Genomic DNA, 26,965 nt, shown 5'->3' on the forward strand with positions numbered 1-26,965 from the left:
ATATGCGTTGATACGATATACTTCTTGACATTCGCCGCCGATTGATATAAAATAATCGTGTGAAGAAAACCGTGTTTGCGCTCGCGTGCCCGTTGGTTGCGGCTTTGGTTGCCGTTTGCGCGGTATCGCCCGTTTGTTGCGTTGCCGCAGTGCCCGCCGCGTGCGTTATTGCTTACATGCTCGGCGTTTACGGCGGCGCGTTCCCGCTTGCGGCGGTTGCCGCGGCATTCGCGTGCTCGGCGTTCTTCGCGCCTTACGGCAAAGCGCTGTTTGCGGCGGCGGCAACTATGCTTGCGCTTATAGCCGCGGTTCGCGCGTTTAGGAGCAAACTCGGCTTATGGGCGGAAATCGCTCTTTGCGCGGCGGCGGGACTTGCGGGCGCGTTGGGCGTTGCGTGCGTTTGGTCGGCAGTGCAAGGTTCGCCGCTTTCTTATACGGTAACGACGGCTCTGCGCATAACCGAGGAGCAGATAGAAGAAGGCGTTTTGTGGTATGTAACGGGCTTCGGCGCGTTCACGGGCGGCGCGGGTTGCGCGGGCGGTATTGCCGCGGCGCACCTGCTCGGAGCTTACAAAGACGAGCCGCGCATTGCCGATATGCGACTTTCGCGCAACTATCTCGCGGCGGCGGTTGTTCCCGCGCTCGCGTTTGCGCTGTTGTCGTTTTACGAGCCTATGAAACCCGTTACGCTCACCGTTATGAACGTAATGGTTACGCTCCCCACCGCGCTGTGCGGCGTAACTCTGCTGTATCACTCGCTTGCGCGGGTGCGCGGCAAACCCAAAATCGCGGCGATAATCGGGTTTTGGCTGATAATCGCGGCGGCGGCTGTGTTTTGGGACTACGGTCTTACGATTTTGGGCTTTATAGGACTCGCCGACTGCGTAATAAACGTGAGAAAGCTGTTGGACTGGGCACTCAGTTAAAAAAGGAGAAGAAATCATATGAAAGTTATACTTAAAGCGGACGTGAAAGGTCAGGGAAAAAAGGGCGAAATCATCAACGTATCGGACGGATACGCCCGCAACTTTCTCTTTAAGAACGGTTTGGCGGCGGAAGCCAACGCGGCGGCGGTGAACAGCGCGCGCATTTCCGCAGAAGCCGCCGAGCACCGCAAGGCTGTGGAGAAAGCCGCGGCGCAGGAACTCAAGGCTAAGCTCGACAAAGAGAGTATCGCCGTTAAAATAAAGGTGGGCGAAAACGGCAAACTGTTCGGTGCGCTCAACACGCAAAACATTTCGGACGCTCTCGCCAAAAAGGGCTACGAGGTAGACAAGAAAAAAATCGTGATTGCCGAGCCCATAAAGTCGCTCGGGCGTTATACCGTTACGGTGAAATGCTACGCCGAAATTTCGGCGAAATTAACCGTTGTGGTGGAAGGGTTATAGGGATAAAAAAACAAAAAAACTTTGTAACAGGAGAAACAATAGAAAACCATGGCAGAAAAGAAACAGGACCAACTCAAGCTCAATAAAAACCTTGCCCAAATGCTCAAGGGCGGCGTAATAATGGACGTAACCACTCCCGAGGAGGCGGAAATAGCGCAGGAAGCGGGCGCGGTTGCGGTTATGGCGCTCGAGCGCGTTCCCGCCGATATCAGGCGCGACGGCGGCGTGGCTCGCATGAGCGACCCCAAGATGATTAAGGGCATACAAAAAGCGGTTACAATTCCCGTAATGGCAAAGGCGAGAATAGGGCATATTGTGGAAGCCCGCGTGCTCGAGGCTTTGGGAATAGACTATATAGACGAGTCGGAGGTGCTCACGCCCGCCGACGACGCTTACCACATCAACAAGTGGGACTTTAAGGTTCCGTTCGTGTGCGGCGCGCGCAATCTCGGCGAAGCTCTCCGCAGAATAGGCGAGGGCGCGTCTATGATACGCACCAAAGGCGAGGCTGGTACGGGCAACGTGGTGGAAGCCGTTCGCCACATGCGCCAAATGATGAGCGAAATCAGATTGCTTTCCAACAAGCCCTCCGAAGAGCTTATGACCTACGCGAAAGATATATGCGCTCCCTACGATTTGGTTAAATTCGTTGCCGAAAACAAAAAACTGCCCGTAGTAAACTTTGCCGCGGGCGGAGTGGCAACGCCCGCCGACGCCGCGCTCATGATGACGCTCGGCGCGGAAGGCGTGTTTGTGGGAAGCGGTATTTTCAAGTCGAGCAATCCCCGCAAGACGGCTCGCGCCATAGTGCTCGCCACGGCGCATTACGAAGACGCAAAACTCGTTGCGGAGGTGAGCGAGGACCTCGGCGCACCCATGCGCGGTATTGAACTTTCCACGCTTAAGGAAGAAGAAAAGCTCGCAACTCGCGGTTGGTAAAAGGGGCGGCGGGTTGCCGTGTCATTGCGAGGAGTCCGCAGGACGACGAAGCAATCCCCTGCATGAGAAATAAAAACCCGACTTGACAAATTTCGAACATGAGCAAAAACAAAAATAACGTTACAATAGGTATACTCGCGTTGCAAGGCTCGGTGACAGAGCATGAGCGTGCGCTCGAGAATATAGGCGTAAAAACGGTGCGGGTGCTCAAACCCGAGCACCTCGAGGGCATAAACGGCATAATACTTCCTGGCGGAGAGAGCACCACTTTGGGCAAATTGCTCAAGCTGTTCGGTATATTCGAGCCGCTCAGGGAAAAAATACAAAACGGACTTGCGGTGTTCGGCACTTGCGCGGGTCTTATCCTGCTCGCAAAAGAGATAGAGGGCGAACAGCCCCATCTCGGAGTAATGGATATCCGCGTGCGCCGCAACGCCTACGGCAGGCAACTCGACAGTTTCGAGTGCGAGTCCGTAATAACCGAATTTTCCGCCGACCCGCTCGAGCTCGTGTTCATTCGCGCACCCTGGATAGAAAAGACTTTCGGTAATGCCCGAGTCGTAGCCGAGTTGGACGGTCACGTTATTGCCGCGCGGCAAAACAACATGCTCGTTACGAGTTTTCACCCCGAGCTTACCGAGCAATCCGCCGTACATGAATATTTTGCGAAAATGTGCGGCGAACGCGCGTCCCGCGCATGAGGAGGAGCGAATGAACAACGGATTTTTGCGGGTAGCCGCGGCAAATCCCGAACTTAAGGTTGCCGATACCCGCGGCAACGCCGCCGCAATAATCGATATAATAAAAAAAGCCGCCGCCGAGGGAGTGGAACTGCTCGTTTTTCCCGAGCTTTGCATTACCGCTTACACTTGCGGCGATTTGTTTTTACAAAAAACTCTGCTCGACGGTGCGCAATCCGCGCTTAAACTCATAGCCGAGAGCACGAAAAACCGCAATATTTTGGTTTATACGGGGCTTCCCGTAAGAGCGGGCGGCAAGCTGTATAACTGCGCCGCGGCGGCGTTCGGCGGCAAGGTGATAGGCGTTACGCCCAAAATTCATTTGCCCGAGTACGGCGAATTCAACGAATTGAGATATTTTTCTTCGGGTAAAAACGCTTGCGGCACGGTTATGGTTGCGGGCGAAAACGTGCCGTTCGGCTCGTTTACCGTAAATTTGCGCGGGGTGAGCGTGGGCGCGGAAATATGCGAGGACTTGTGGGCGCAACGTGCGCCGAGCAATTCCGCCGCGCTCGTAACCGTAAATCTTTCGGCGAGCAGCGAAACCGCGGGCAAGGCAAAAAAACGCCGCACGCTCGTAAAGAGCAGGTCGCTCCGTTTTGCGGGCGCGTATATATACGCCGACGCGGGCAGGGGCGAGAGCAGTACCGACCTTGTGTTTTCGGGTCACTCGATTATAGCCGAAGAGGGCGAAATCATAGCCGAAAACAAGCCGTTTGAAAACAAGCCTTTCACCGTTGCCGATATTGATACCGAAAAACTTGCTTTCTCCCGAATGCGCAACAACGTGTTTGGCGGAGAGAGTGAAAACGGCGGGGTTTGCGTGATTTGCGAAGAGAGCGAAAACGGCAAAAATAACGGCGGCGATAAAAAAGCCGATTTGCGCAGATACGTGAGCCGCCTGCCCTTTGTGCCCGAATGTGGCGACGAGGAGCAAGCCGAACTTATACTGCGCATTCAAGCCGAGGGGCTGATGAAAAGGCTCAAGCACACGGGCGCGAAAAAGGCGGTGCTCGGCGTTTCGGGCGGGCTCGACAGCGCGCTTGCGCTTTTGGTGTGCCTTCGCGCTTTCGACGGCTTGAACAAACAGCGCAAAGACCTTATAGCCGTATCCATGCCCGGTTTCGGCACGAGTGACGAAACGGCGGCAAACGCGCTGTTGCTCGCAAAGGAGAGCCGCGCCGACTACAGAATAATAGATATAAAATCGAGCGTAACGGCGCACTTAAAAGATATAGGGCACGACTTAAACGTGCGCGACGCGGCGTATGAAAACGCGCAGGCGAGAATGCGCACAATGATACTCATGGATATAGCCAACGGCGAAAACGGCATAGCCGTAGGCACGGGCGATTTGAGCGAAGCCGCGCTCGGCTGGTGCACCTACAACGGCGACCACATGAGCATGTACGGCGTAAACTCGTCAGTGCCTAAAACCTTGGTGAAATACCTCGTTAAATACGAGGCGGAGCGCATAGGCGGCAAGACCCGAACCGCGCTCACGGGCGTTTTGAACACCGAAATAAGCCCCGAGCTTTTGCCCGCAAAAGACGGGAAAATAGCGCAGAAAACCGAGGAAATAATAGGCTCGTTCGAACTAAACGATTTCTTTTTGTATCATGCCGTATTCGAGGGCGGCTCGCCGCAAAAGACTCTTTTATACGCGGCGGCGGCGTTCGGAGGAAAGCCCGAGGATTACGCCGAGCCTCTCGCCAAATTTTACAGGCGGTTTTTCGCCTCGCAATTCAAGCGGTCGTGCTGTCCCGACGGCGTAAAGGCAACATACTCGCTCTCTCCGCGCGGCGATTGGAGGATGCCGAGTGATGCGAGCGTTGAGTTGTGGTTGGGCGAGCGTTGGGAATAGTCATTGCGAGGAGGGCGTAGCCCGACGCGGCAATCCCATGCGGGTTACACCTGTCATTGCGAGGAGGGCAAAGCCCGACGCGGCAATCCCATGCGGGTACACCCGTCATTGCGAGGGCACTTGTGCCCGCGGCAATCCCATACATTAGGAAAGCAGTAGCAACTGCACGAGTTCCATGGCTGAGATTGCCACGCTCACTGCGTTCGCTCGCAATGACAAAGCAAAAACCCGCTCGCAATGACGGGAAAAAGAATGTCATTGCGAGGAGGGCAAAGCCCGACGCGGCAATCCCATACATTAGGAAAGCAATAGCAACTGCACGAGTTCCATGGCTGAGATTGCCGCGCTCACTGCGTTCGCTCGCAATGACAAAGCAAAAACCCGCTCGCAATGACAAGGCATGAGAAAAGGAAAAATATGTTCGGAAAAAAGAAAAGCAAAGAAATATCGAATGTAAAGGCGTTGTGTTTGGGCGGCGGCGGAGCAAGGGGCTTTGCGCATATCGGCGCGGTAAAGGCGTTCGAAGAAGCGGGAATAAAGTTCGATTTGATTGTGGGCACGAGCGTGGGCGCGCTTGTGGGCGCGGTTTACGCCGCGGGAGTAAAGAGCGATACGCTTATGCGCTACGCCGAAAGTTTGGATATGCACGATATCCACAACGGCATAGTGATTGCGCCCAACGACCCCATGAAGATAGGCAAGATAGTAACCGACCTCGTGGGCGTTAAAGATATAGCGAGTTTGCCCACACGGTTTGCGGCGGTTGCGGTAGACTTGGTTGCGGCAAAGCAGGCGGTGCTCGATAAAGGCAACGCGAGCATAGCGGTTGCGGCGTCTTGCGCCGTTCCCGTGCTGTATAAACCCATAGCTATGGGCGGCAAGCACCTGTGCGACGGCGGACTTATGAACAACATTCCCGCCGACGTGTGCAGAATGCTGGGCGCAACGCGTGTGATTACGGTAGACGTAAATCCGGGGCGGGGCGGCGGCACTGCGGGCATGGGGCTTATAGACGTGCTCAAAGGGACGCTGGGCATAGTGCTTTCCAACTCCTCGGCGGAGGGACTTAGGCACAGCGACGTGGTGATTGCGCCCGACACGTCGGCGTATTCGTCTATGAGCAAAGACGGTTGGAAAGAGATGGTTGAACTCGGGTATGAGGCTACAAAAGCCGCAATCGAGAAGCAACGGAACATGTTCCATGACTGAGATTGCCGCGCTCACTGCGTTCGCTCGCAATGACGTGTTGACTTTCCCGTCATTGCGAGGCATGAAATGCCGAAGCAATCTCCTGCATGAGAAAATAAAATCTAAAAAAACGGAGGCAATATATGGCGCGTTCTGAAAACGGCGGAAACAATTGGGCGATACGCATAGGACTTGCGGTAGTTCTCGTTGCCGCGCTTTTGATAAGTTTGATATGGACGAATACCATAAACGAGAAATTCGGACTTACCAAAACGCAGGAGAGCGTTTCGCTCGAAAAAGACGACTATTCGGGCACTAAAACCGAGGAAATACTCGAGCTCGGCGGCGACCTTAACGTGCATTTCGTAGACGTGGGGCAGGGCGACGCGTGCATTATAGAACTGCCCGACAATCGCAACATGCTTATAGACGCGGGCGACACCCACACCGAAAACAAAACGCGTCTTATCGAGTACATAGAAGAAAACATAAACGACGAAAACGGCGAAGATATAAAATATTTCGATTTCGTCATACTCACGCACCCCGACTCCGACCATTGCGGCGGCATGGCGGACGTTTTGGAAAAGTATCCCGCGAAAACCTTTTATCGCCCCAACGTATACTCGGCGTATAAAGACGGCGAGGCGGGCGACGACTGGACCGACCCCGCAAAAGAGAGCATAAAGGCGCAAACCGCGAACAGCAAAAACAACGAAAAGACCACGAGGGCATACGACAACGCGCTCAAAGCGGGCTACAACGAAAGCAACGTAAACAACGTAGAGAGCGAAGTGTTTATTATAGACTCCGAAGACCCCGAAACGGGAGTTATTACTCCCGAGGGCGCGGGCGAGGGCGACGCGAACTACTACGAGTTCACCTTTTACGGCGCGGACAAAACTTCGTCTTACAAAGACAACAACAACTACTCGCCCGTAATGGTGCTCGATTATCACGGCAAAAAGTTTATGCTCTCGGGCGACGCCGAAAAGGAAGCGGAAGCCGATTTCGTGAAAAAGGCGAAAGAGGGCGAGGGAAAATACTCGGTGTTTACCGACGATTTCAGCGTGGACGTTTTCAAGCTCGGTCATCACGGAAGCCGCACTTCTTCAAGCGAAGATATGATACGCGCTATGACCACGCCCGAAAACCGCGCGAACGTGATAGCCGTAATATCTTGCGGGGTAAACAACAGCTACAAGCACCCGCACGCCGAGGTTATGGAAAGGCTGGCTGCGCTCGGTTTTACCGATGAAAACATAGTGCGCACCGACTACAACGGCACAATCGCAATGTCGGTAAAGGGCGTGGAAACAAACGGCGTGCTTTCTTACGAGCTCTTCATGGGCGCGGAAACGGTGGTTAAAAACGTAAACGTGGTTAAAACGAGCGAGCACGCCATAGGAAACGACAAAATCCACCTCACATGGACGGAGATAGTTATACTCGGCGTAATCGTAGTAATAGCGGTGCTCATTGTAATGCCCGCCGTAAAACAGGCTCGCAAGCAGGTGAGAAAGGCGGCGAGGGAAGCGGGAGTAAGCTCTTCGGGCAGAAGCAAAGGAACACGCCGCAAATGAGCGACAACGAGCTTGGAAACAAACAAACGGGATTTGTCGGCTCCGACAAATTCGGGCTTATGCGCGAACCGATATACGGCATAATCGTTGTAACGCTGTTCGCGCTCGGCATAGTGTTGCTCCCCGGCGAGGACCTCGGCTCGCTGTTTTTGGGCGGAGGCGGCACAAACGCCCGCAACCTCGGCAACGCGGTATTCAGATTTGTAGGCTTCGCGCTTTTAACTCTGCTTGCCGTGAATATGGGCGTGAGAATATTCTCGTTCAAAACGGGCGCGAAAGGTTTTTTGCTCGCTCTGCCCTTTGCTTTGGTGGCGGCGAACAACGCGCCGTTCGCGGGTTTGGCTACGGGCGAAATTTCCGTAAACGCGAGCGGGCTCGGCTGGTTTCTTTTCGCGCTCAACTGCGTTTCGGTGGGGCTTTTCGAGGAGCTTGTTTTTCGCGGAATTATATTCCCTCTCGTGCTTGCCAAAACAAAAAACGACCGCAAAGGAGTTTTCCTCGCGGTCGTGATATCGTCGGCGGTGTTCGGAGCGATACACCTCGTGAATTTGTTTTCGTCCAATCCGTTGGCGGTGCTGTGTCAAGTGGGATACAGCTTTTTGGTGGGCGCGATGTGCGCCATGGTAATGCTTTTGTGCCGCAACGTGTTCGCGTGCGCCCTGTTGCACGCGGGCTACAACTTTGCGGGGCTTGCCGCCGATACCCTCGGCACGGGCACGGTGTGGAACGCCTTTTCGATTGCGCTTACCGTTTGCGTGAGCCTTGCCGCCGCGGGATACTGGGCGTATCTCATGTTGCGGCAGGTAAAAGCCGAGGATATAAAGCCCAAACTCATTCGCCTATAATGGTTTGCGCCACCGCAAGCGCGGTGTCGGACGGTATCGCAAAGCCCAGCCCCTCTACGCCGAGCCCTTTGGACTTGGCGTTTACTATTCCTATCAGTCTGCCGTCGAGGTCGAACATGCCGCCGCCCGAGTTGCCCGAGTTTATGGAAGCGTTGGTTTGAAGCAGTTTCATGGTTACGCCCTCGATTGTCATATCGCGCTCGAGCGCGCTTATTATTCCGTCGGTAACCGTGCCGCCCAGAGTTCCGAGCGGGTTGCCTATCACCACCACGGGCTGACCCACTTTGAGCTTTGCCGACTCTCCGAAAGTGGCGTAAGTAAGCGTTTCTTCGGGCGATATTTTTATTATGGCTATATCGTGGCCCGAGTCGCTTCCCACAAGTTCGGCGGCGTAGGTGTTGCCGTTTCTCAGGCGCACGCTTATTTCCACCGCGCCGTCTATTACGTGATGATTTGTAATCACCGTCCCGTTGTCTGCTATTATAACGCCGCTTCCCGCGCTCGTCCCGCGCGAGGTTACCGGTCTGCCGAACCAGTCGGTGCTCGAGGTTTCAACGGTGCAGGTTATTTCCACAACCGAGTCCGCGACCTGTTCCACAACGTCGGCTATTGTTCGCTCGCCGTTCGAGAGCCGCGAAATCGTTTCGCCGTTTTGAGCGTGGAGCACCGTGGGGGAATCGGGCTTATCGCCGTATATCGCGCAACCCGCGACCGCGCACACCGCAAACGCGAGCGCGATTATAAGGCAGGCGATTAGTACGGGAATTCGGCGGTCTTTCTTTTCTTTCACGTTGGTTATCATTTTTCGCTCCTTACTTATCGGGTATTTTTATTATTGCTTATTTTACTGCGATTGAGTGAAAATATTATGTCGGTTATGAAAAAACTTGACAAACCGCCCTTATGCTTTACGCTCCGCCGTAAAATCGTTGCGCAATGCCGCGGAATATGTTATAATAAACGCGGAGGTATAACGCAATGAAAACGATTAAAGTTACGCAGAGCGCGAGCGGAAAGTTTGCGCCCGACACCGCGACGGTATCGGTCGAAGTGAAAACCGAAAGCAAAAAGTACGGCGAGGCGGTAAGCGAACTGAACTTAAAAGCCGAAGAAATAATAAAAAGTTTCGCGGCGGCGGCTCTCGATAAAAACGAAATAAGAAAGAGCGGCGCGAGCGTTGCGCAGATTAAGCGCGACGGCAAAACTTTGTTTGCGGCTCGTACCGAAATAAAAGCATCTCTCCCCATAACCGACGGGCGCATGGAGAGAGTTTTGGCTGCGGCGGAAAGCAGCGGCATGGGCTGGAACAGCGAATATTCGCTTGCGGATAAGTCGTATCGCAACGCGCTTGCGGCGGAAGCCGTGGCGGCGGCGCGTGCGAGTGCGCAAAACATTGCCGCGGCGGCGGGCGTAAAGCTGGGCGAGCTTTGCGGCGTGGAATACGCGGCAGGTTTCGGCGGCGGGGCGCGACTCATGCGTGCGGCGGCGTTTGGCGGCGCGTGCGCCGAGCCCGAAGACGTGGAAGCGGTGGAGTCGGTAACCTGCGAGTGGGAGATAGCCTGACATTTTGTATAATATATACAGCGTTTTTAGTCGAAAAAAATTACGTATTGATTTGACACGAATTCGCAACAATGTTAAAATGATAACTGCCGAATACTTCTCGCCGAGGAGATAAATTGCTTATGGAGGAAAACAAGAGAAGCGAGCAGTGTTGCCGCGACGACGTGGCGCGTCTTGCGGGCGTGTCGGGCGCAACCGTGTCTTACGTTTTTTCGCGTAAGCGTTACGTTTCCCCCGAGCTTGTGAGAAGAGTTATGCGTGCGGCAGAAGAACTGGACTATCACCCCGACCTTTTGGCGGCGGCGGTAAGGCGCAAAAGCTCTGACACCATAGCCGTACTCACCGACGACATGGCAAGCCCGTTGCAAATAGAAATAATCCGCGCCATTCAGGAATCGGCGATGAACAGCGGATATTTCACACACATTTGCGGCGGCGTAAAAAACCTCGACAGCTACGTAGACGACTTTATTTGCCGCAAAGTGGACGGCGTGTTTTTGTCGGTAGACCCCGCAAAGGTGAACAACAAGAGCATAGAAAAGTTGCTCGACAGGGGCATAAGCGTAATAATAACGTCGCTGAGAGGGTTTTCCGACCCGCGCGTGTGCGGACTCGAGCTCGACTTCGGAGCGGGCGTGAGCATGCTCGTCGAGCATTTCAAAGACCTCGGGCACAGCAAGATAGCGTTTTTGAGCTGTTTCGACGACAGCTACGAGTACGACAAGCGGCTGAAATCGTTCGGGAACAACATGCAAAGGCTGTTCGGCGAAGCAAATCCCGTCACCGTTTGCGGCTCGCCGCCGTGGGAGAGCACCATAGACCGCGGTTACGAACTCGCAAAAAAGCTGATGAGCACGGGCGCGGAGTTTACCGCCGTGATGTGCACGAACGACTTGATGGCTCTCGGCGCGATGCGAGCGTTTCAAGAGAGCGGACTCAAAGTGCCCGAAGACGTGTCGGTTGCCGGCATGGACGACATACTGTTTGCCCGCTCGTCTTACCCCGCGCTAACCACCATAAGCCACCGTTCGCTCGAATACGGGCACAGAATATTCGGCATACTCAAGCAAAACATAGACAATAAAAGCGTTGTGTCGCGAGAGCGCATTTCGCCGTCGCTCGTAGTGCGGGAAAGCACCGCGGTTTGCAAGAGCGTAAACAAGTAAAGAGTTGCGGAAATGCCGCGCTTGAATATATTTGTCGGTACACGTGTAGTCGACGAAAAGCAAGGAGAAGAAAAGAAAGTGAAGGATACCCGTATAAGAGAGGACGTTTTTCCCGTTCGCGTAGTGGCGCAGTCGGGAGCTATAGAGGGCGCGGAGTCGCTCGTTGAGCCCGTGGATATGCAGATAGGCACGAGTGAAACTCGGCTTGTGAAAATATCGGGCAAGGCGCATTTGGTGCTCGATTTCGGAAAGGAATACAACGGCGGCGTGAGAGTGCTCACTCACCACGCGGGCGGCGGCTCGGTTAAAGTGCGCATTCGTTGCGGAGAGTCGGTTGCCGAGTGTTGCGCCGAATTGGGCGAAAGGGGCGCGGGCAATCACCACACGCTCCGCGACGCGTTCGTTGAACTGCCCATGCTTTCGGATATGACCTTTTTCGAAACGGGTTTCAGATTTGTTCGCATGGATTTTCCCGAAGGCACGGATATGCTCTTAAAGGCCGTAACCGCCGTGTACGTGCACCGCGACTTAAAGCCGATGGGCTCGTTTAAGTGCAACGACGAGCGGGTGAACGAAATTTTCGATATCGCCGCTCGCACGCTCATGCTCAACATGCAGCGTTACATATGGGACGGAATAAAGCGCGACCGCCTTGTTTGGGTGGGCGATATGCACCCCGAGACCATGGGCATTATAAGCCTGTTCGGGTCTGACGAGTCGGTGCTCGAATCGCTCGAATACTCGCGTGCGCATACGCCGCTTCCCGAGTGGATGAACGGCATAGAAAACTATTCCATGTGGTGGGTGATAATTCTTGCCGACTACTACCGCCACAACGGCGACGCGGAATACATAAAGTCGCAACGCGACTACATATACGGCGTGATGAAGCAGATAGGCTCGCTCGTATCCGCCGAAGGAAAGGTTACGGCAAGCGGACTGTTCGACTGGCCGAGCCACGAAAAGCCGGACGAAATAATAGGCACTACCGCGCTCGTGTATCTTGCGGCGCAAAAGGGCAAAGAACTGTTTGCGCTTTTGGGGTTGGATACGGCGGTATGCGACGAAATAATAGGTAAGCTCGAGGGATATGCGGATAAGGCGGCGGAGTGCAAGCAGTGCGAAGCCATGAAAGTGTTTGCGGGACTCGAAAAGCCCGAGGACGCCTACGCTTTTCTTTCGAACGGCAACAGCCGCGGAATGAGCACCTTTATGAGCTATTACATTCTTTCTGCCGTAGCCGCGGCGGGCAAGCCCGAAAAAGCGGTGGAAATAATGAAAGAGTACTACGGCGCAATGCTCGACAAGGGCGCAACGTCTTTTTGGGAAAATTTCGATATGGACTGGGTAGAGGGAACTTCGCGCATAGACGAGCCCGTAAAACCCGACGAAAAGGACGTGCACGGCGATTTCGGTGACTACTGCTACGTAGGCTTCAGGCACTCGCTGTGCCACGGCTGGTCTTGCGGACCCGTGCCCTTCCTCATAAAAACGGTGGGCGGCATAGAGCCGCTCGAAGCGGGTTGCAAAACTCTCGCAATAAATCCCGTGAGCGCGGGCTTTAACGCTTACGAAATAAAATATCCCACGCCTTTCGGCACTGTGGATATCTCGCTTGAAAACGGACTTTTCACCGTGGCTTATCCCGCGGGAGTAAAACCCGCCGTTCCCTCGCACCGCAAAGACGTTAAACTGAAAAAGAAATAATTTTTCCATCGGAGAAAAGGGGTTATGAGAGCAACACGCTCGCAATGCTTTTGAGCGATATTGCGAGTCCGCTCCAAATGGAAATAATGAAAGGCGTGCAGGAAACTTGAAAGTTTTGTTAAAACAGTTGACTGCCGAGTGCGGTTTGTGATAAAATACTATAGCGTATACTGTAAAGGTGTGCGCTTATGTTTCCTTGCGCGTCTTTTGGCCTGAAAAGCGCGTGCGGTAAACGTAAAAATTCCTGCCTTGTATAAAATATTTGTTTTATTCGGGTGGGGCAATACTACTATAAGGAGGTAGAGTAATAATGCCTACGATTAACCAGCTTATAAGGAAAGGTCGCGAGAAACCGGTGTTTAAGTCGCTTAGCCCCATTCTCGACAACAATCCGCAGAAGCGCGGCGTGTGCCTTTCGGTAACCACGACCACCCCCAAAAAGCCCAACTCGGCAATTCGTAAGATTGCAAGAGTACGTCTTGTAAACAAGATGGAAGGTACGGTCTATATTCCCGGCATAGGACACAATCTGCAAGAACACAGCGTTGTGCTTATCCGTGGCGGCAGAGTGAAGGATTTGCCCGGCGTGAGGTATCACATCATTCGCGGTGCGCTCGATACCGCGGGCGTTGCCAAACGCAAGCAAGCTCGCTCGAAATACGGCGCAAAGCGCGCCAAATAATCGGTATTACGGTACCGACGAAAAACAAATATTAAACAGGAGGTAAATCACACTATGCCCAGAAGAAACGGCGTCCCCAAGCGCGACGTTCTGCCCGACCCGGTATACGGCAGCAAGGTAATAACCAAGCTCGTTAGCCAAATAATGCTCGACGGCAAAAAAGGCACGGCGCAGGCAATCGTGTACGACGCATTCGATATCATAAAAGAGAAAATGAACCTCGAACCGCTCGACGTATTCAATCAGGCTCTTGAAAACGTAAAGCCGCTACTCGAGGTTAAAGCTCGCAGGGTGGGCGGCAGCACCTATCAGGTGCCCATGGAAATCCGTCCCGAGCGCAGACAGACTCTTGCCATTCGTTGGCTTGTAATGTTTGCGAGAAAGCGCAGCGAAAAGACCATGAAAGAGAAAATGGCGGGCGAGCTTATGGACGCTTACAACAATGCCGGCGCGTCAATCAAACGCAAAGAAGAAATGCACCGCATGGCTGAAGCGAACAAGGCGTTCGCGCACTACCGCTGGTAGACTCGGAGAGAGAAACAGATTATGGCAAGACAATATAGTTTGGAAAATACCCGTAATATAGGTATAATGGCGCACATCGATGCAGGCAAGACCACCACGACGGAGCGCATACTGTATTACACGGGCAAAACGCACAAAATAGGCGAGGTGCACGAAGGCGCGGCAACCATGGACTGGATGGCGCAGGAGCAGGAGCGCGGCATAACCATAACTTCCGCCGCTACCACCACTCAATGGCGCGTAGACCGCAGCGCGAACAGCACCGAACCGTATAAGCGCATAAACATAATAGACACCCCGGGTCACGTTGACTTCACCGTAGAGGTGGAGCGCAGTCTTAAGGTGCTCGACGGCTCGGTTGCGGTATTCTGCGCCCGCGGCGGCGTTCAGCCCCAATCCGAAACGGTTTGGCGTCAGGCGGACAAATACGGCGTACCCCGCATTGCATACGTAAACAAGATGGACCGCGAAGGCGCGAACTTCTTCAACGTAATGGATATGATGCGCACCCGTCTTAAAGCCAATCCCATAGCTATCCAGCTTCCGATAGGCACGGCGGACACGTTCGTAGGCGTTATAGACCTCGTTACCATGAAAGCCGATATCTACAAAGACGACCTCGGCACGGTAATGGACGAAACCGACATACCCGCCGAACTCAAGGCGCAGGCGGAGGAATACCGCGCAAAACTGCTCGAAACGGTGGCGGAAGCCGACGACGCGCTCATGGAGCGTTATTTCGAGAACGAAGGCGCGGATTTCACCGTTGAGGAAATAAAGAAAGCGCTCCGCAAGCTCACCATTGATATGAAAATCAATCCCGTGACCTGCGGCAGTTCGTTTAAGAACAAGGGCGTGCAAAAGTTGCTCGACGCTATCGTGGACTACATGCCCAGCCCCCTCGATATTCCCAACGTGAAAGGCACGCTTATGGACGGCGAAACGGTGGAAGAGCGCGAAACGAGCGACTCCGCACCTTTCTCCGGACTTGCGTTTAAGATTATGGCCGACCCGTTCGTAGGAAAGCTCGCGTTCTTCCGTTGCTACTCCGGTACGCTTACGTCCGGTTCTTACGTTCTCAACTCCACCAAGGACAAAAAAGAACGTATCGGCCGCATCCTCATGATGCACGCCAACAACCGCACCGAAATAGACGAGATATTCGCAGGCGATATCTGCGCGTTCGTAGGACTCAAAGACACCACCACGGGCGACACGCTTTGCGACCCCGCCAAGCCCATTGTGCTCGAGAGCATGGAGTTCCCCGAGCCGGTTATAAGAGTTGCAATCGAGCCCAAAACCAAGGCTTCGCAAGAAAAAATGACCATGGCACTCGTTAAACTCGCCGAGGAAGACCCCACGTTTAAGACTTATACCGACCAAGAAACGGGTCAAACCATTATTGCCGGTATGGGCGAGCTTCACTTGGAGATAATCGTAGACAGACTTTTGCGCGAATTCAAAGTGGAAGCCAACGTAGGCAAGCCGCAAGTCGCTTACCGCGAAGCTATCCGCAAAAAGGTTGACGTGGAAGGCAAATACATTCGTCAGAGCGGCGGTAAAGGTCAGTACGGACACTGCAAAATCATTATGGAACCGCTTGAACCCGGCAAGGGCTACGAGTTCGAAGACAAGACCGTGGGCGGAAGCATTCCCAAAGAGTACATTCCCGCTATCGACAACGGTATTCGCGAAGCCAAGCAGAGCGGCGTGCTCGCGGGCTACGAATGCGTTGACTTTAAGGTTACCGTATACGACGGTAGCTTCCACGAGGTTGACTCTTCGGAAATGGCGTTCAAAATCGCGGGTTCTATGGCGTTCAAAGAGGGCATGCGCAAAGCCGACCCCATCATTATGGAACCTATCATGCGCGTTGAGATTAACCTTCCCGAAGAATATCTCGGCGACGTTATGGGCAACGTAAGCTCGCGCCGCGGCAACCTGCTCGGCATGGAAACCATAAACGGCAGCCAGGAAATCCGCGCCGAAATTCCTTTGAGCGAAATGTTCGGTTACGCAACCGACCTTCGTTCGCGCACGCAGGGCAGAGGTCAGTACACCATGACTTTCGACCATTACAGCGAAGTGCCCCGCAACGTGGCGGAAAAGATTATAGGCGACCGCGCGAAGAAAGACTAATCGGCAACGTATTTGTTCCATGCAAGGGATTGCCACGCTCACTGCGTTCGCTCGCAATGACGTTATTGTTCGCTACTACCCCCCCCCTGTCATTGCGAGGAGGGCATAGCCCGACGAAGCAATCTCAGCCATGAGGACGTTGCAGCCACTGTACATGTTCCGTGCGCGAGATTGCCACGCTCACTGCGTTCGCTCGCAATGACAAGTAAACACAAAAGAATTTGCAAAAATGCAAGTAAAACGATTGAAATATTTTAACGTTTGCGTTATAATATAAAAAAACAAAAAAACCAAAATTAAAAAACAAAAATTTTCGGAGGAAAATTCAAAATGGCAAAAGCTAAGTTCGACAGAAGCAAGCCGCACGTTAACATCGGCACCATCGGCCACGTTGACCACGGCAAGACCACCCTTACCGCAGCCATCACCATGGCTCTTGCAGCCAAAGGCTTGGCGGAAAAGAAAAAATACGACGAAATCGACTCCGCTCCCGAGGAAAAGGCGCGCGGCATCACGATTAACACCGCTCACGTTGAGTATCAGACCGAAACCCGTCACTACGCTCACGTTGACTGCCCGGGCCACGCCGACTACGTAAAGAACATGATTACCGGTGCCGCTCAGATGGACGGCGCTATACTCGTTGTTGCGGCTACCGACGGTCCCATGCCCCAGACCCGCGAGCACATCTTGCTTGCCCGTCAGGTTGGCGTGCCCAAGATTGTAGTGTTCCTTAACAAGACCGACCTTGTCGACGACGAAGAACTTCTCGACCTTGTTGAAATGGAAGTTACCGAGCTTTTGGAGAGCTACGGATTCAAAGACACCAAGATAATCCGCGGCAGTGCGGTTAAAGCTCTCGAGGCGGCTATGGCGGGCAACACCGACGACCCCGCAATCAAGCCCATTTACGACCTTATGAACACCGTAGACACCGAGATACCCGCTCCCACGCGCGACATAGACAAGCCTTTCCTTATGCCTGTTGAAGACGTGTTCACCATCACCGGCCGCGGCACCGTTGCTACCGGCAGAGTAGAGCGCGGACAGATTAAGGTTCAGGACCCCGTTGAAATCGTAGGTATCAAAGACACCAAAACCAGCGTGGTTACCGGTATAGAAATGTTCCGCAAGAGCCTTGACTTTGCTCAGGCGGGCGACAACGCGGGTATCCTTCTTCGCGGCATAGACCGTAAAGAAATCGAGCGCGGACAGGTTATAGCCAAACCCGGCTCCATCACCCCGCACACCGAGTTCACCGCCGAGGTGTACGTTCTTAAGAAGGAAGAGGGCGGACGTCATACCCCGTTCTTCAACGGCTACCGCCCGCAGTTCTATTTCAGAACTACCGACGTTACCGGCACCATCGAGCTTCCCAAGGGTGTAGAAATGGTTATGCCCGGCGACAACATCTCCATCACCGTTAAGCTCATCGCTCCCATAGCGGCAGAGCAGGGCTTGCGCTTCGCTATCCGCGAGGGCGGCAGAACGGTTGGTTCGGGCGTTGTGGCTAAAATAATAAAATAAGGTTAAATCCTTAAATATAACGAAACAAGACAGAGCCAAGGCAATATGCCTCGGCTCTTTTCTGTTGCTCTTATTTGTTTGTGAGGTGGGGGGATTAAAAGGTTTTTATTAAAGAGTCTACGTCGGTTATTTCCGCGCCGTAAACCTCTTTAAGATATTTAATGCCGTAGTCGTAGTCTTCTTTCGTGAACGAGTCGGTTGCGTCGCTCGCCACAACCACTTTGTAGCCGAGTTGATAAGCGTCGGCGGAGGTGTGGCGCACGCACATGTGGGTGTGCAGTCCCGTCATTATCACGGTAGTTACGCCCAGTTCGCGCAATAAAAGCTCGAGGTCGGTGCGGAAAAACCCGCTGTATCTGCGTTTGGGCACAACGTAGTCGGTTTCGCGCAAATTAAGCTCGGGTATCACTTTTGCGCCTTCCGTTCCCGCTATTGCATGGTCGCCCCAAAGTTTGAGCTCGTGGTCTATGCCCTTTAGGTGCGCGTCGTTGCAAAATATTACGGGCACGCCGCTCTTTCGTGCCGCGTTCAAAAGTTTTGCGGTTTGCGGAACTATTGCAAGTCCGCGGTCGCACTTGAGCGCGCCCGTAACAAAGTCGTTGAGCATGTCTACCACCAGTACGGCTTGTTTTTCTTTCATAATTATATCTCCTATATGTATTGTCATGTGTATATACACATGTTGTAATTATAAACTTAATTTCTCGGGTTGTCAATGAATATAATTGCGGAAAACCAAAAAATGTGTTAGAATATAAACGAGAGATATTTTATGAACAACAACGAACGACGCAACCGAATTTACGAAATACTCGAATCGAGCGACGCATGCATTAACGCGTCCGATTTAGCCGAGCGTTTTTCGGTTACGCGTCAGGTAATAGTGTCGGATATCGCGCTGTTGCGTGCCAACGGCAAAAAGATATCGGCAATGCGCAACGGTTACTTTTTGGAGCGCGAAAAACCAACGGGTTGCACCGAAACTTTGATTTGCCGTCATTCGCTGGATATGACCGAGCAAGAGCTTTGCGCCGTGGTAGACAACGGCGGTACGGTTTTGAGCGTTACGGTAGAGCACCCTATATACGGGCAAATATCTGGCGAACTCAATATTGCGTCGAGGTACGACGTTGAAAAGTTCATGCAAAAGGTGAAAGAAAACAATGCCGCTCAACTTTGCGACCTTACGGGAGGCTTGCACATACATATTATTCGAGTGCCCGATTCGGCGGCATACGAACGTATAAAAAACAAACTCTTAAAGCTCGGTATTTTGGAGAGCGACAACCGTCTCGCCAAGTAAGATAACCGCCCTAAAAACACGACAAAAAAGCGCCTGATATTATCAAGCGCTTTTTGTTGGTAGCGGTAGTTGGATTCGAACCAACGACCAATCGGGTATGAACCGAGTACTCTAGCCAGCTGAGCTATACCGCCACACAGCTTTACTATTATATCAAAATAATTTGATTATTGCAAGTCTTTTGCGGCGGTTTGCAAAGAAAAATAATCTCCGTTGAAGCAACGGAAAAATAATCACACATTGCGGCGGAATAACATAGTATGAGTGTAGAGAGATTATCTCACAACAAAGGAGAGGTATGTATGTTCAGATTTAATTTCGGATGCTCAAACAGATGCGATTGCAATTCGCAAGAGCCCGATTGTTGCTGCGAGCCTAATCCGCCCATGCCGCCTTGTCCCGACCCCGTTCCCTCGTGTTGCGTAGGACCTACCGGACCGCGCGGACCTATGGGACCCATGGGGCCTATGGGATTTCCGGGCGCAATGGGTCCTACCGGACCTCAGGGCGTACAGGGCTTACAGGGCGTGCCCGGCGCGGTAGGACCTACCGGACCTATGGGGCCTATGGGACCCGTGGGAGCAACGGGCGCAACCGGAGCAACGGGCGCAACGGGTGAAGCGGGTGCGGTCGGACCTACCGGACCGACAGGACCGCAGGGCGTTCAGGGTATTCAAGGCGTAGCGGGCGCGGCAGGCGTTGCGGGTGCAACCGGTCCTACCGGACCTATAGGACCGACCGGACCTCAAGGCCCTGCGGGCGTAGCCGGAGCAACGGGCGCAACGGGCGAAATAGGACCCACGGGACCGACAGGTCCTGCCGGTCCGCAAGGCGTTCAGGGCGTTCAAGGCGTAGCGGGCGCGGCGGGTGATGTAGGACCTACCGGACCCACGGGACCTGCGGGTGCTGCGGGCGCGGCGGGTGCTATCGGCCCTACCGGACCCACGGGACCTGCGGGACCTGCGGGTGCTGCGGGCGCGGCGGGTGCTATCGGCCCTACGGGTCCTACAGGCCCTGCGGCAACGATAACTCCGGCGGCGGCGGTTGCCGACGCTCCCGCTACCCCTACGCCCGAGCAGGTAGCCGCAACGCTCAATCAGTTGTTGGCGTCGCTCAGAGCCGCAGGATTTTTGGCAACCTAAAGAAATTGCCGAGTAAAGTGTAACGAAACAAAAAAACGCTTCCGTAGCGCACAGCGGAAGCGTTTTTTGTTGGGGAATAACATGTAAATCACCCTGTCATTGCGAGGGCATTACAAATTTTGAGCCTCTATATAAAGCCGCAAGTTGTTTTTAATGCGGGAGTCGTCGCCGAACGAGAGGGCGAGCCGCGCCTGAATTTCCGCTTTCTTGTACTGCCCGAACTGATAATATGCAATGCTCAGCAGGTCGTGGAGCGGTGCGCCCCAAGCGTCGGGCTCGGTTATGTAAGAGAGCTTGCGCTCGGTTATGCTTAGCCCCGCGCTTGCGGCGTAGAGCACTCCCGCATAGTTGCCGCAGTCGTAAAAGGCGCGGGCAAGTTGCAAATAAGGCTCGCGGGTGTCGGGCGACTCCGCAACCGCTCTTAAAGCCCAACTTACCGACTCTTTGGAGTTGCCGAGTCGGGCGTAGCATTTGGAAATGTAGCGCATGGATGCGGCGCGTTCGTCCGCCCACACAGCCGACGGCAAGGCGAGATGCCGCTTAAGCTCGGTTACGGCTTTGTCGTACATGCCGGCGAACATGTACTCGCGCCCGAGATAGTGGGAGGTGCGGTCGTCGGCGGGCGACTCGCTTGCCGCTATCTCGAGCAGGGGCAGATACGAGGAGCGCGACTTTTGGTCGTCGGGGTAGTGCGATACCTGCACTCCGTAGGCGTAAGCCGATTTGTCTGCCGTGCCCGCTTTGGGCACAACGGTTTCGTGCACCGCTCCCCGCCACTCGTAGCCTTTGCGGTGTATCTTTTCCGCCCAAAATACCACTCCGTCGCTCCCGTCGGCGTTGTGACTCCACACGTAGCGATAAAGCAGGCGGTTGACGTCGGGCGCACTCGCCGCCGTCTTTTCCAGCCCTGCTCGCCAACCCGACTCTAACACCTCGTCGAGGTCCAAACACACGTAAAAGTCGGCGTCGTCGGGCACGAGGGCAAGGCTCTTGTTGCGTGCCGAGTCGAACCTGAACGGCGATATAATTTCGGTCTTAACCACAGCGCCGCGCTCGCGCAGCATTTCCGCAGAGCCGTCGGTAGAGCCTGTGTCGAGCACGTAAACGCCGTCGGCGTCGGCTACCGAGTCCATAAACCTGTTAACGAATTTGCTTTCGTTTTTGCATATTGCGTATACGTAAATTTTCATAACATCAATATATGCTCGCTTGCGCGTGCATTTGACAAAATGCGCGTTTTTTCGTATAATAATCGCATGATAGATACTGTTTTATTCGATTTGGACGGAACGCTTCTCAACACTCTCGACGATTTGTGCGACAGCACCAACTTTGCGCTCGCCGAGTTCGGGTATCCCGCCCGCACCCTCGAGGAGGTGCGCGGCTTTGTGGGCGAGGGGGTGCGACTGCTCATCGAGCGGGCGTTGCCCGATAGCGCAAAAGAAAAAACCGACGAGGTACTTGCGGCTTTTGAGGCGCATTACGATAAAAACAAGGAAAACAAAACCAAACCTTACGCGGGCATAACCGAAATGCTCGGCGAGGTTTGCGCAAAATACAAAACGGCTATAGTTTCCAACAAGTACGGCAAGGCGGTGGAAGAGCTTAAAAACAAGCTGTTTCCCGCCGTTATGCTCGGCTTGGGCGAGGGCGGCGGGCGCAAGAAAAAGCCCGCGCCCGATATGCCGGAATACGCGCTCGAAAAACTCGGCTCAAACAAAAAATCCGCCGTATACGTGGGCGACAGCGACGTAGACGTCGCAACCGCACGCAACAGCGGACTTCCCATAATAGCGGTGAGCTGGGGTTTTCGCTCCCGCGCTCTCTTGGAGTCGCTCGGCGCGGATATAATAATAGATAACCCGCGCGAACTAATGGGGGCGATTGAGAAGTTAAATGTAGAATTATAAGCCTTTTTGACTCCAAAAAGGCTTGCGAAAAAGAGTGAAGGGTTTAATGTCATTGCGAGGGCATTTATGCCCGTGGCAATCTCATACATTAGAAAGGTGCAGTGGCTGTACGTGTTCCATGCAGGGGATTGCTTCGTCGTCCTGCGGACTCCTCGCAATGACAGTTGGTTTCCCCGTGTCATTGCGAGCGAGCTATGCGAGCGCGGCAATCTCAGCCGAGAGGAACTAAAAAATTTGTATTAACGAATAATAATCAGCCATAGAAAGCAAAGCATTGCAAGAAACGGCGTAAATTATAATTACCAAGAATATGGATATCAAACTTATGATAATTCCCGCGAGTGCGAGTCCGCCATAGTCGCGGTTTTCGTTTTTGGCTTTGTTGTAGCCTATGATACTGCATATCAAGCCTGCCAAAGCAATAAAGAATGATAAGATGAAACCTACGATTGCTATGGGGTTGGATTTGTCGGTTGCCTTTTTTACATACCCTTCGCCAACGGGGACTCCGCACTTAGGGCACACAACGGCTTTGTCGTCAATGGAACTTCCACAATTTTTGCAAAACACAATTTTTCCTCCTGAGTGAATATATAAATATTATATCTCCCATTATAATGGGAAGTCAAGTATTTTTCCCATGATTATGGGAAAATGTTTGTATGATAGGTTTTGGAGAAAGGCTACGTGTTTTGCGTGCCGAAAAGGGAGTAGGACAAATTCAACTTGCCAAAGAACTTGACGTCGGCAAGTCGGTAATCAGTTTATGGGAACTCGATAAATGCGAGCCTACGCTATCCAAGTTAATTTCCATGGCGAAATATTTCGGGGTGAGTATAGATTATCTTGCGGGACTCGAAGATTGAAAGGCGTTTTGCGACAGGAGATTGCAACGCAAAAAAAGAGCAGGGGGTTAGTCTGCTCTAAGCGGGGGATTGCCGCGGGCACTGTGTGCCCTCGCAATGACGGGATAGACCCAAACAGTAGCGCTTTACTTGTCATTGCGAGCGTAGCGAAGCAATCTCCTACATGGAACAAGTACAGCAACTATTGCTTTCTCTCGGCTGAGATTGCCGCGGGCATAAATGCCCTCGCAATGACGGATTGGTTTCCCGTGGGGGATTGCCGCGGGCACTGTGTGCCCTCGCAATGACGGTTGGGGAGAGTGTGGCGCGGTTTTCCGTGTTATGACCTCTACGCGTAAGCGTGTGGGTTAAGGGCAACGCCCTTATCGTACTACACAAACTGACTGTTATACAATTGCGAGTAAAAGCCGCCTTTTTCTATTAGTTCTGCGTGCGTGCCTTGCTCGATTACGTTGCCGTCGCGCATAACGAGTATTACGTCGGCGTCGATTATAGTTGACAGGCGGTGCGCTATTACAAAGCTGGTGCGCCCTTTCATCATGGCGGCGAAAGCGGATTGTATTTTGTGTTCGGTGCGGGTGTCTATGTTGCTTGTGGCTTCGTCGAGTATGAGCATGGGCGGCTGGGTGAGCATGATGCGGGCAATGCACAAAAGTTGTTTTTCGCCCTGACTTATCGAACTGCCTTCGTCGTCTATCACGGTGTCGTAGCCGTTTTTGAGCTTTTGTATAAACGAGTGTATGTGAGCGCGTTTCGCCGCGTCTTCTATTTCTTCGCGGGTGGCGTTCGGTTTGCCGTAAGCAATGTTTTCGGCAACCGTGCCGCGGAAAATCCAACTGTCTTGCAACACCATGCCGTAAGAGCCGCGCAGGCTGTTGCGGGTAATCTCGGTTACGGGCGTGTCAGAGAGCAGTATGCGCCCCGACTGCGGGTCGTAAAAGCGCATGAGCAGATTTATTAAAGTTGTTTTGCCGCAACCGGTAGGACCTACTATTGCCACGCGCCGCCCGGGTAGCACCGATAAGTTAAGGTCTTGAATTAGCGGGCGGTCGGGGACGTAGGCGAAATTCACGTGTTCTATTTCTATGCTTCCGTCGCAGTAACTTAGCGCGGGCAACCCGTCGTCGGAGGGCTCTTCGGTTTCGTCGAGCAGTTCTTTTACTCTGCCCGCCGCCGCCGACGCGGTTTGAAGCTCGGTGACAACGCCCGTAATTTCGTTAAACGGCTTGGTGTATTGGTTGGCGTAGGCGAGGAACGCGCTTAGTATGCCCACGGTGAAACCTACGTTACCGCTTTTAATCACCATGAGCGCACCCACCACGGCAACAGCCGCGTAAACTATGGCGTTTACAAAGCGCGTGCCCGGGTTTGTGAGCGCACTGTAAAACATTGCTTTCACGCCCACTTTGCGCAAATCCTCGTTTACTCCGTCGAATTCCGCTTCGGCTATCTTTTCGCGCCCGAACGCCTTTATCTCTTTTACGCCGCTTAGGGCTTCTTCGCTGAGTCCGCTCAGTTCGCCGCGTTTGGTTTGTTGCAACTTGAACATGTTGTGCGTGGCGCGGGCAATGAGGTAGGCAACGCAAATGGACACGGGCGTTATAAGCACAACCACGAGAGTTACCGAAAGATTGAGTCTTAGCATAAACACTATTGTGCCCGCCACTGTGACTATGCCCGAAAACAACTGCGTAAAGCCCTGTATCAGTCCGTCGGAGATTAGGTCGGTGTCGTTCACTACGCGCGAAAGCATGTCGCCGTGCGAGCGGTTGTCTATATAAGAGAGCGGCACGCGGTTGAGCTTGTTGAACGCCGCGCACCTAAGGTCGCGAACGGTGTTCATTGCCGCTTTGTTGGTGCAAAGCGAGCCCAGCCACTGAAATACCATAACGAGCGCGATAAGCCCCATGAGTATGAAAGAATAGTGCAGTATCTTTTCAAAGTCTACGTTGTTTTCGCCTATGATATAGTCTACCGCCTTGCCTATCACCACGGGCGCGAGCAGGGTGGCGGCTATCTGAATAACGCTGAACAACAGCGCGAGCAATATAAGCGGAAAATACGGGCGCATGTAGCTTAGCACCAAACGGATAGAGCCTTTGGGCGTTTTTGTTTTTGTCTTTTTCGCACTCATCTGTTCGCCCCTCCTTTTTCGGTTTTTGTCTGACTGTCGCAAATCTCTTTGTATACCTCGCACGACTCGAGCAGTTCTTCGTGCGAGCCGTAGCCCGCCGCGCCGCCGTCCTCGAGCACGAGAATTTTATTCGCGTGCATGAGAGAGAACGCCCGCTGACTTATGAGTATTACCGCGGGGCTAAAGGGCAACGCCTCTATCGCGTGCCGCATTTTGGACTCGGTTGCGTAGTCGAGCGCACTCGAGGAGTCGTCGAGAATGAGTATTTCGGGTTTGGCGGCGAGCGCACGCGCAACGGTAAGGCGTTGCCGCTGTCCGCCCGAAAAGTTTCTGCCGCCCCGACTGACTTTGCTGTTTAGCCCGTCGGGCAACTTTTGCACAAAGTCGAGCGACTGCGCCGCCTCGAGCGCGGCGTAAAGTTCTTCGTCGGTTGCGTTCGGGTTGCCGAACAGCAGATTTTCGCGCAGAGTGCCCGAAAACAGCACCGCTTTTTGCGGAACCAATCCTATTTTGCGCCGCAAATCGGCAAACGGATAATTTTTTACGTTGACCCCGTTTACGAGTATTTCGCCCTCGGTTGCTTCGTAAAAGCGCGGAATTAAGTTGGCAACGGTGGACTTGCCGCTTCCCGTAGAGCCTATCACGCCCAAAGTTTCGCCCGAGTTCAAAGTGAAATCGATGTTTTTCAGAGCCTCTCTGCCGCCCGCGTAGTACGCGAAACTCACGTTTTTGAACTCGAGCGCAACGCTTCCCTCAATCGGCGCGGGGCACTCGGTTGCCGTTTCCTCTATAGACGGCTTTGTTTCGAACACCTCGTTTATGCGCCCCGCCGAAGCCGACGCTTTGGTAAACGTAACGGCAAGGTTGGCGGTTACCACGAGCGCGAGCAGAATTTGCGAAAGATAGTTTACGAGCGCAATCACGTCGCCTTGGCTCAGCCCGCCCGCGTTCACCGTTTTGCCGCCGAAATACAGCACCGCTATAATCGCGAAATTTATAACCGCGTAGGTTAGGGGATTGAGAAGAGCCGCAAGCGCGGTCGCCTTCACGTTTTTGCGCTTGAGCGAGTCCGCCGACTCGTAAAAGTCGCGTTCCTCGTTTTCGCGATTGGAAAACGCCCGTACCACTCTCGCGCCCGAAAGCGTTTCGCGCGTAAGGAGCGAAACCTCGTCGAGATTGTTTTGTATCTTTCTGTAATAAGGCGAGGTGCGCGACATCACTATATAAAGTATAACGCTCACTATAACCGCCATTATGAGAAAGATTATGCTTATCTTGGGGCTTATGGATATTGCCATAACGAGCGCGCCCACCACCAAAAACGGCGAGCGGAGCACAAGGCGTATGAACATCGCAACGCCTACCTGCGCCTGTATGGTGTCGGAATTTATGCGGGTGAGAAGCCCCGCCGCGCCGAAACGGTCGGTGTCCGAAAGCGACAGCCTGTTTATGTGCCTGTAGAGTGCGCCGCGCAAATTCGTGCCGAACCCTTGGCTCGCCTTTGCCGCCATGTACTGCGCCGTTACCGCAAACGCGAGCCCCGCCGCGCCGAGCGCGAGCATCACGCCGCCCATCTTCCACACGTAAGCAGTATCGCCCGCGGTTATGCCTTTGTCTATTATAGCCGCAACCACGAGCGGAATTATAAGTTCGCCCACCGCCTCGAGCAATTTGAAAAACGGTCCGAGCACCGTCACCGCGCGATATCCGCGCAAAAATCTTAGCAGTTTTTTCATTTTTTCAACGCCTTTTTA

Annotated in this window: 25 protein-coding genes and 1 tRNA gene; 19 read left to right on the forward strand and 7 right to left on the reverse strand. The window is 53.5% G+C overall.

Annotated elements, in window-relative coordinates:
* Nucleotides 1–59: 59 nt before the first annotated feature.
* The 8 genes from NFR55_RS02490 (at nt 60) to NFR55_RS02525 (ending at nt 8,547) form a co-directional block, all read left to right on the forward strand.
* Nucleotides 60–926 (forward strand): hypothetical protein, encoded by an 867-nt coding sequence (locus NFR55_RS02490; protein WP_251545896.1) that lies wholly within the window; start codon nt 60–62, stop codon nt 924–926.
* A gap of 18 nt (nt 927–944) precedes the next feature.
* Complete coding sequence (gene rplI, locus NFR55_RS02495; protein ID WP_251545898.1) at nt 945–1,388, forward strand: 50S ribosomal protein L9; 444 nt, start codon at nt 945–947, stop codon at nt 1,386–1,388.
* A 48-nt stretch (nt 1,389–1,436) separates the two neighbouring features.
* Complete coding sequence (gene pdxS / locus NFR55_RS02500; RefSeq protein WP_251545900.1) at nt 1,437–2,327, forward strand: pyridoxal 5'-phosphate synthase lyase subunit PdxS; 891 nt, start codon at nt 1,437–1,439, stop codon at nt 2,325–2,327.
* Nucleotides 2,328–2,425: 98 nt separating this feature from the next.
* Nucleotides 2,426–3,028, forward strand: coding sequence for a pyridoxal 5'-phosphate synthase glutaminase subunit PdxT (gene pdxT, locus NFR55_RS02505; RefSeq protein ID WP_251545902.1), 603 nt, complete (start codon nt 2,426–2,428; stop codon nt 3,026–3,028).
* A gap of 10 nt (nt 3,029–3,038) precedes the next feature.
* Complete coding sequence (locus NFR55_RS02510) at nt 3,039–4,931, forward strand: NAD(+) synthase (protein WP_251545904.1); 1,893 nt, start codon at nt 3,039–3,041, stop codon at nt 4,929–4,931.
* Nucleotides 4,932–5,348: 417 nt separating this feature from the next.
* Entirely contained in the window at nt 5,349–6,140 is a 792-nt protein-coding gene (locus NFR55_RS02515) for a patatin-like phospholipase family protein (RefSeq protein WP_251545906.1), read from the forward strand.
* A 122-nt stretch (nt 6,141–6,262) separates the two neighbouring features.
* Nucleotides 6,263–7,702 (forward strand): ComEC/Rec2 family competence protein, encoded by a 1,440-nt coding sequence (locus NFR55_RS02520; RefSeq protein WP_251545908.1) that lies wholly within the window; start codon nt 6,263–6,265, stop codon nt 7,700–7,702.
* The gene (locus NFR55_RS02525) at nt 7,699–8,547 is read left to right on the forward strand and encodes a CPBP family intramembrane glutamic endopeptidase (protein ID WP_251545910.1); all 849 of its coding nucleotides are present in this window, start codon (nt 7,699–7,701) and stop codon (nt 8,545–8,547) included. The genes NFR55_RS02520 and NFR55_RS02525 overlap by 4 nt, the downstream gene beginning before the upstream one ends.
* Here the strand turns inward: NFR55_RS02525 and NFR55_RS02530 are convergent.
* The gene (locus NFR55_RS02530) at nt 8,534–9,349 is read right to left on the reverse strand and encodes a S1C family serine protease (RefSeq protein ID WP_251545912.1); all 816 of its coding nucleotides are present in this window, start codon (nt 9,347–9,349) and stop codon (nt 8,534–8,536) included. The genes NFR55_RS02525 and NFR55_RS02530 overlap by 14 nt on opposite strands.
* A 176-nt stretch (nt 9,350–9,525) precedes the next feature.
* Between NFR55_RS02530 and NFR55_RS02535 the strand changes: the two genes are divergently transcribed.
* The 7 genes from NFR55_RS02535 to tuf all read left to right on the forward strand — a co-directional run bounded on the left by NFR55_RS02535 (nt 9,526) and on the right by tuf (nt 17,856).
* Nucleotides 9,526–10,110: an SIMPL domain-containing protein gene (locus tag NFR55_RS02535; protein ID WP_251545914.1), complete on the forward strand. Its 585-nt coding sequence runs from the start codon at nt 9,526–9,528 to the stop codon at nt 10,108–10,110.
* 122 nt (nt 10,111–10,232) lie between these two features.
* Entirely contained in the window at nt 10,233–11,276 is a 1,044-nt protein-coding gene (locus tag NFR55_RS02540) for a LacI family DNA-binding transcriptional regulator (RefSeq protein WP_251545920.1), read from the forward strand.
* Between the two features lie 78 nt (nt 11,277–11,354).
* Nucleotides 11,355–12,983, forward strand: a complete 1,629-nt coding sequence (locus NFR55_RS02545; RefSeq protein WP_251545921.1) for an alpha-L-rhamnosidase-related protein — start codon at nt 11,355–11,357, stop codon at nt 12,981–12,983.
* A gap of 310 nt (nt 12,984–13,293) precedes the next feature.
* Entirely contained in the window at nt 13,294–13,665 is a 372-nt protein-coding gene (rpsL, locus tag NFR55_RS02550; RefSeq protein WP_251545922.1) for a 30S ribosomal protein S12, read from the forward strand.
* A 54-nt stretch (nt 13,666–13,719) separates the two neighbouring features.
* Complete coding sequence (gene rpsG / locus NFR55_RS02555) at nt 13,720–14,190, forward strand: 30S ribosomal protein S7 (RefSeq protein WP_251545923.1); 471 nt, start codon at nt 13,720–13,722, stop codon at nt 14,188–14,190.
* Nucleotides 14,191–14,211: 21 nt separating this feature from the next.
* Nucleotides 14,212–16,329, forward strand: a complete 2,118-nt coding sequence (fusA, locus tag NFR55_RS02560) for an elongation factor G (protein WP_251545924.1) — start codon at nt 14,212–14,214, stop codon at nt 16,327–16,329.
* Nucleotides 16,330–16,659: 330 nt separating this feature from the next.
* A complete protein-coding gene (tuf, locus tag NFR55_RS02565; protein ID WP_251545926.1) occupies nt 16,660–17,856 on the forward strand; it encodes an elongation factor Tu in 1,197 nt (398 codons plus the stop codon).
* A gap of 94 nt (nt 17,857–17,950) precedes the next feature.
* On the opposite strand, the gene NFR55_RS02570 is transcribed toward tuf, so the two are convergent.
* Entirely contained in the window at nt 17,951–18,496 is a 546-nt protein-coding gene (locus NFR55_RS02570; RefSeq protein ID WP_251545928.1) for a cysteine hydrolase family protein, read from the reverse strand.
* 132 nt (nt 18,497–18,628) lie between these two features.
* On the opposite strand from NFR55_RS02570, the gene NFR55_RS02575 reads away from it, so the two are divergent.
* Nucleotides 18,629–19,159 (forward strand): transcription repressor NadR, encoded by a 531-nt coding sequence (locus NFR55_RS02575; RefSeq protein WP_251545931.1) that lies wholly within the window; start codon nt 18,629–18,631, stop codon nt 19,157–19,159.
* A 57-nt stretch (nt 19,160–19,216) separates the two neighbouring features.
* Here NFR55_RS02575 and NFR55_RS02580 read toward each other — a convergent pair.
* A tRNA-Met gene (locus NFR55_RS02580) sits at nt 19,217–19,293 on the reverse strand.
* Nucleotides 19,294–19,461: 168 nt separating this feature from the next.
* Between NFR55_RS02580 and NFR55_RS02585 the strand changes: the two genes are divergently transcribed.
* A complete protein-coding gene (locus NFR55_RS02585; RefSeq protein ID WP_275556902.1) occupies nt 19,462–20,301 on the forward strand; it encodes a collagen-like domain-containing protein in 840 nt (279 codons plus the stop codon).
* Between the two features lie 110 nt (nt 20,302–20,411).
* Here NFR55_RS02585 and NFR55_RS02590 read toward each other — a convergent pair whose 3' ends face one another.
* The gene (locus NFR55_RS02590) at nt 20,412–21,491 is read right to left on the reverse strand and encodes a tetratricopeptide repeat-containing glycosyltransferase (protein ID WP_251545933.1); all 1,080 of its coding nucleotides are present in this window, start codon (nt 21,489–21,491) and stop codon (nt 20,412–20,414) included.
* A gap of 66 nt (nt 21,492–21,557) precedes the next feature.
* On the opposite strand from NFR55_RS02590, the gene NFR55_RS02595 reads away from it, so the two are divergent.
* Nucleotides 21,558–22,211: an HAD family hydrolase gene (locus NFR55_RS02595; protein ID WP_251545934.1), complete on the forward strand. Its 654-nt coding sequence runs from the start codon at nt 21,558–21,560 to the stop codon at nt 22,209–22,211.
* A gap of 225 nt (nt 22,212–22,436) precedes the next feature.
* Here NFR55_RS02595 and NFR55_RS02600 read toward each other — a convergent pair whose 3' ends face one another.
* Nucleotides 22,437–22,781, reverse strand: coding sequence for a zinc-ribbon domain-containing protein (locus NFR55_RS02600; RefSeq protein WP_251545937.1), 345 nt, complete (start codon nt 22,779–22,781; stop codon nt 22,437–22,439).
* A 92-nt stretch (nt 22,782–22,873) separates the two neighbouring features.
* Here NFR55_RS02600 and NFR55_RS02605 point away from each other — a divergent pair, with 92 nt between their 5' ends.
* A complete protein-coding gene (locus tag NFR55_RS02605) occupies nt 22,874–23,077 on the forward strand; it encodes a helix-turn-helix domain-containing protein (RefSeq protein ID WP_251545939.1) in 204 nt (67 codons plus the stop codon).
* Between the two features lie 370 nt (nt 23,078–23,447).
* On the opposite strand, the gene NFR55_RS02610 is transcribed toward NFR55_RS02605, so the two are convergent.
* Entirely contained in the window at nt 23,448–25,211 is a 1,764-nt protein-coding gene (locus tag NFR55_RS02610) for an ABC transporter ATP-binding protein (protein WP_251545941.1), read from the reverse strand.
* Entirely contained in the window at nt 25,208–26,947 is a 1,740-nt protein-coding gene (locus NFR55_RS02615; protein ID WP_251545943.1) for an ABC transporter ATP-binding protein, read from the reverse strand. The genes NFR55_RS02610 and NFR55_RS02615 overlap by 4 nt, the downstream gene beginning before the upstream one ends.
* Nucleotides 26,948–26,965 lie beyond the last annotated feature (18 nt).

The organism is Pumilibacter intestinalis (assembly GCF_943193005.1).
GTDB classification, from domain to species: domain Bacteria; phylum Bacillota; class Clostridia; order Christensenellales; family Pumilibacteraceae; genus Pumilibacter; species Pumilibacter intestinalis.